Origin of the sequence: Nocardioides pinisoli (assembly GCF_024199985.1) — a bacterium.
In the GTDB taxonomy this organism is placed as follows: domain Bacteria; phylum Actinomycetota; class Actinomycetes; order Propionibacteriales; family Nocardioidaceae; genus Nocardioides; species Nocardioides pinisoli.
Map to the genome: position 1 here is coordinate 1 of NZ_JANARS010000017.1, position 5,765 is coordinate 5,765.

A 5,765-nucleotide genomic window follows, 5' to 3' on the forward strand; every position below is an offset into this window, starting at 1 on the left:
GGGTGCGTCTGATACTTGAGAACTCAACAGTGTGTTTGATTAGTCGACGAATTAGTTTGTTATGCCCCGTTGACGTCAACTTGTTCTGCGCCTTTTTTGGGTGTGGGGTTGTTGGTGTCGCGGTTTCTTTGACAATGATTCTGACAACATGTCAGTTTTGTTCAGTCAGGGGATGTGGCTCTTATTGATAGTCGCTGCTCGTGTCTGCTCTTTGGGGTGGGTGTGGGTGGTTGATGGTTTTCGATGGAGAGTTTGATCCTGGCTCAGGACGAACGCTGGCGGCGTGCTTAACACATGCAAGTCGAGCGGAAAGGCCACTTCGGTGGTACTCGAGCGGCGAACGGGTGAGTAACACGTGAGTAATCTGCCCCTGGCTTTGGGATAGCCACCGGAAACGGTGATTAATACCGGATATGACCACTTCGCGCATGTGATGGTGGTGGAAAGTTTTTCGGCCAGGGATGTGCTCGCGGCCTATCAGCTTGATGGTGAGGTAATGGCTCACCATGGCTTCGACGGGTAGCCGGCCTGAGAGGGTGACCGGCCACACTGGGACTGAGACACGGCCCAGACTCCTACGGGAGGCAGCAGTGGGGAATATTGGACAATGGGCGGAAGCCTGATCCAGCAACGCCGCGTGAGGGATGACGGCCTTCGGGTTGTAAACCTCTTTCGCCTGTGACGAAGCGCAAGTGACGGTAACAGGTAAAGAAGCACCGGCCAACTACGTGCCAGCAGCCGCGGTAATACGTAGGGTGCGAGCGTTGTCCGGAATTATTGGGCGTAAAGGGCTCGTAGGCGGTTTGTCGCGTCGGGAGTGAAAACCAGGTGCTTAACACCTGGCTTGCTTTCGATACGGGCAGACTAGAGGTATTCAGGGGAGAACGGAATTCCTGGTGTAGCGGTGAAATGCGCAGATATCAGGAGGAACACCGGTGGCGAAGGCGGTTCTCTGGGAATGACCTGACGCTGAGGAGCGAAAGTGTGGGGAGCGAACAGGATTAGATACCCTGGTAGTCCACACCGTAAACGTTGGGCGCTAGGTGTGGGGTCCATTCCACGGATTCCGTGCCGCAGCTAACGCATTAAGCGCCCCGCCTGGGGAGTACGGCCGCAAGGCTAAAACTCAAAGGAATTGACGGGGGCCCGCACAAGCGGCGGAGCATGCGGATTAATTCGATGCAACGCGAAGAACCTTACCTGGGTTTGACATACACCCTGCCGCTCCAGAGATGGGGCTTCTTTTGGGGGTGTACAGGTGGTGCATGGCTGTCGTCAGCTCGTGTCGTGAGATGTTGGGTTAAGTCCCGCAACGAGCGCAACCCTCGTTCTATGTTGCCAGCACGTAATGGTGGGGACTCATAGGAGACTGCCGGGGTCAACTCGGAGGAAGGTGGGGATGACGTCAAGTCATCATGCCCCTTATGTCCAGGGCTTCACGCATGCTACAATGGCCGGTACAAAGGGCTGCGATCCCGTAAGGGGGAGCGAATCCCAAAAAGCCGGTCTCAGTTCGGATTGGGGTCTGCAACTCGACCCCATGAAGTCGGAGTCGCTAGTAATCGCAGATCAGCAACGCTGCGGTGAATACGTTCCCGGGCCTTGTACACACCGCCCGTCACGTCACGAAAGTCGGCAACACCCGAAGCCGGTGGCCCAACCCTTGTGGAGGGAGCCGTCGAAGGTGGGGCTGGCGATTGGGACGAAGTCGTAACAAGGTAGCCGTACCGGAAGGTGCGGCTGGATCACCTCCTTTCTAAGGAGCACGCACCCTGACGTCCAGCGAATGCCTGGGCGCGATGGTGGTGTCTCACTAGTGGAATCGTCGACGATCACTCTGCTGGCTCGTGAGGGTTGGTGGTGTTGGTTTGCTCATGCCCTGCGTTGGTGGGGGTGGGGTCAGGCACACTGTTGGGTCCTGAGGGATCAGTCGTGCTGCACCGGTAGCTCTGGCCGTGGATGGTTCGCGGTGGGGTGGGTGTGGTGGGGTTGTTTCTTCTGGTTGTCCTCTCTTCGTTCGTGCTCCTGGTGTGTCTGGGGGTGGCGGGGGTTGGTGGGGTTGTTGTTTGAGATCTGCATAGTGGACGCGAGCATCTTCATGACCGGAGGTGTGTCGGCGGGTTCTACCCCTGGGGGTCTTCTCTCATGGGGTGGTGTCTGTGGGCATGGTTTCTGGTTGTGAGTGTGTAATTGTTTTCGGCTGTCGCTTACCGTTCCTTGGTGGGTGGTGGTCGAAAGAGTCTGCCGGCTCATCCTTTGATTGGGGGTGGGTCGGGTGTTCTTTGGTTTGTTGATCGTGTTGCGGCGTGTGTTGTTGTGACGTTGTTGAGACAAGCTATGAAGGGCACATGGTGGATGCCTTGGCATCAAGAGCCGATGAAGGACGTTGGAGCCTGCGATAAGCCCTGGGGAGTTGGCAACCAAGCTGTGATCCGGGGGTGTCCGAATGGGGAAACCCAGCACGAGTCATGTCGTGTTACCTGCACCTGAACACATAGGGTGTGTGGAGGGAACGTCGGGAAGTGAAACATCTCAGTACCGACAGGAAGAGAAAACAACAGTGATTCCGAGAGTAGTGGCGAGCGAAATCGGATGAGGCCAAACCTCGAGTGTGTGATACCCGGCAGGGGTTGCACTCGGGGGGTTGTGGGACCGCTCATCTTCATCTGCCGGTGGAGAGCAGAGTAAGAAACCAGTGTGGAAGTCGAAGTCGGTTGGAAAGCCGTACCGTAGAGGGTGATAGGCCCGTAGACGTAAAGCGCTGGCTCTGGAGCGTGTTCCCAAGTAACACGGAACCCCTGAAATTCCGTGTGAATCTGGCGGGACCACCCGTTAAGCCTAAATACTCCTTGATGACCGATAGCGGACAAGTACCGTGAGGGAAAGGTGAAAAGTACCCCTGGCGGGGAGTGAAATAGTACCTGAAACCGTGTGCCTACAATCCGTCGGAGCCTGGGCGTCCCTTTGGGGCGTGGTGGGTGACGGCGTGCCTTTTGAAGAATGAGCCTGCGAGTTTGCGGTGTGTTGCGAGGTTAACCCGTGTGGGGAAGCCGTAGCGAAAGCGAGTCCGAATAGGGCGATTCAGTAGCGCGCTCAAGACCCGAAGCGAAGTGATCTATCCATGGGCAGGTTGAAGCGTCGGTAAGACGACGTGGAGGACCGAACCCACTTAGGTTGAAAACTGAGGGGATGACCTGTGGATAGGGGTGAAAGGCCAATCAAACTTCGTGATAGCTGGTTCTCCCCGAAATGCATTTAGGTGCAGCGTTGCGTGTTTCTTGCCGGAGGTAGAGCACTGGATAGCCGATGGGCCCTACAAGGTTACTGACGTTAGCCAAACTCCGAATGCCGGTAAGTGAGAGCGCAGCAGTGAGACTGCGGGGGATAAGCTCCGTAGTCGAGAGGGAAACAGCCCAGACCATCAGCTAAGGCCCCTAAGCGGTGACTAAGTGGAAAAGGATGTGGAGTCGCATTGACAACCAGGAGGTTGGCTTGGAAGCAGCCACCCTTGAAAGAGTGCGTAATAGCTCACTGGTCAAGTGATTCCGCGCCGACAATGTAGCGGGGCTCAAGTCATCCGCCGAAGCTATGGCATTCAGCGAATACATCAGCATCGACTTGATCGGTGTTCAGTGCGCTGGATGGGTAGGGGAGCGTCGTGTGGGCAGTGAAGCGCCGGAGTGATCCAGGCGTGGAGGCCACACGAGTGAGAATGCAGGCATGAGTAGCGAATCACGGGTGAGAAACCCGTGCGCCGAATGATCAAGGGTTCCAGGGTCAAGCTAATCTGCCCTGGGTAAGTCGGGACCTAAGGCGAGGCCGACAGGCGTAGTCGATGGACAACGGGTTGATATTCCCGTACCGGCGAAGTTGCGCCCATGACGAACCTGGTGATGCTAACCACCCGAAACTCATCGGACCGGACCCTTCGGGGCGAGGCTGGTGGGCGGAGCGTGGGACCCGAGCTGGTAGTAGTCAAGCGATGGGGTGACGCAGGAAGGTAGCCCAGCCACAGCGATGGTTGTCTGTGGGCAAGCGTGTAGGACGTGGTGTAGGCAAATCCGCACCATCCACTTCAGTGTGGAGTCTGAGACGTGACGCGGAGCCATATATGGCGAAGTGGGTGATCCTATGCTGTCGAGAAAAACCTCTAGCGAGCAACGAGCCGCCCGTACCCCAAACCGACTCAGGTGATCAAGTAGAGAATACTAAGGCGATCGAGACAACCATGGTTAAGGAACTCGGCAAAATGCCCCCGTAACTTCGGGAGAAGGGGGGCCGGATCCGTGAACCCACTTGCTGGGGGAAGCGGTGATGGCCGCAGAGACCAGGGGAAAGCGACTGTTTACTAAAAACACAGGTCCGTGCGAAGTTGTAAGACGATGTATACGGACTGACTCCTGCCCGGTGCTGGAAGGTTAAGAGGACCGGTTAGGCAGCAATGCCGAAGCTGAGAATTTAAGCCCCAGTAAACGGCGGTGGTAACTATAACCATCCTAAGGTAGCGAAATTCCTTGTCGGGTAAGTTCCGACCTGCACGAATGGAGTAACGACTTTCCCACTGTCTCAACCATGGACTCGGCGAAATTGCACTACGAGTAAAGATGCTCGTTACGCGCGGCAGGACGGAAAGACCCCGGGACCTTTACTATAGTTTGGTATTGGTGTTTGGTACGGCTTGTGTAGGATAGGTGGGAGACTGTGAAGTCCACACGCCAGTGTGGGTGGAGTCAACGTTGAAATACCACTCTGGTCGTACTAGATGTCTAACCTAGGTCCGTTATCCGGATCAGGGACAGTGCCTGATGGGTAGTTTAACTGGGGCGGTTGCCTCCTAAAATGTAACGGAGGCGCTCAAAGGTTCCCTCAGCCTGGTTGGCAATCAGGTGGCGAGTGTAAGTGCACAAGGGAGCTTGACTGTGAGACAGACATGTCGAGCAGGGACGAAAGTCGGAACTAGTGATCTGGCCACGGCATGTGGAAGCGTGGTCACTCAACGGATAAAAGGTACCCCGGGGATAACAGGCTGATCTTCCCCAAGAGTCCATATCGACGGGATGGTTTGGCACCTCGATGTCGGCTCGTCGCATCCTGGGGCTGGAGTAGGTCCCAAGGGTTGGGCTGTTCGCCCATTAAAGCGGCACGCGAGCTGGGTTTAGAACGTCGTGAGACAGTTCGGTCCCTATCCGCCGCGCGCGCAGGAAACTTGAGAAAGGCTGTCCCTAGTACGAGAGGACCGGGATGGACGAACCTCTGGTGTGCCAGTTGTTCTGCCAAGAGCACGGCTGGTTGGCTACGTTCGGAAGTGATAACCGCTGAATGCATCTAAGCGGGAAGCACGTTTCAAGATGAGGTTTCCCACCCAACAATGGGGTAAGGCCCCCCACAGAACATGGGGTTGATAGGCCGGAGGTGTACAGCAGTAATGCCCAGCCGACCGGTACTAATAGGCCGAGGGCTTGTCCCAACCACGTACACAACCACACACACCCACACCGGGTGCACGTGGTTCCCACGTGGAACACCGACACCCCCTTTCACGCGCAAACCAACGAACACACACACTCAGCACTGAGTCTGTTCGCGTCCACTACGCAGTTCCCAACCAACAAACCCAACCCCACACGCACGCGTGTGTGATGCGGAGGTTTGGACAGGTTGAAAGAGTTACGGCGGCCATAGCGAAACGGGAAACACCCGGTCCCATACCGAACCCGGAAGTTAAGCCTTTCAGCGCCGATGGTACTGCAACCGAGAGGTTGTGG

3 rRNA genes are annotated in these 5,765 nt (G+C 56.4%); all 3 read left to right on the forward strand.

Features of this window, described 5'->3' with window-relative positions:
- Nucleotides 1-240: 240 nt before the first annotated feature.
- Nucleotides 241-1,756, forward strand: a 16S ribosomal RNA gene (locus tag NCI01_RS21860).
- A gap of 572 nt (nt 1,757-2,328) precedes the next feature.
- Nucleotides 2,329-5,467: ribosomal RNA gene (locus NCI01_RS21865) — 23S ribosomal RNA — on the forward strand.
- 201 nt (nt 5,468-5,668) lie between these two features.
- Nucleotides 5,669-5,765, forward strand: a 5S ribosomal RNA gene (gene rrf, locus NCI01_RS21870); the annotation flags it as partial.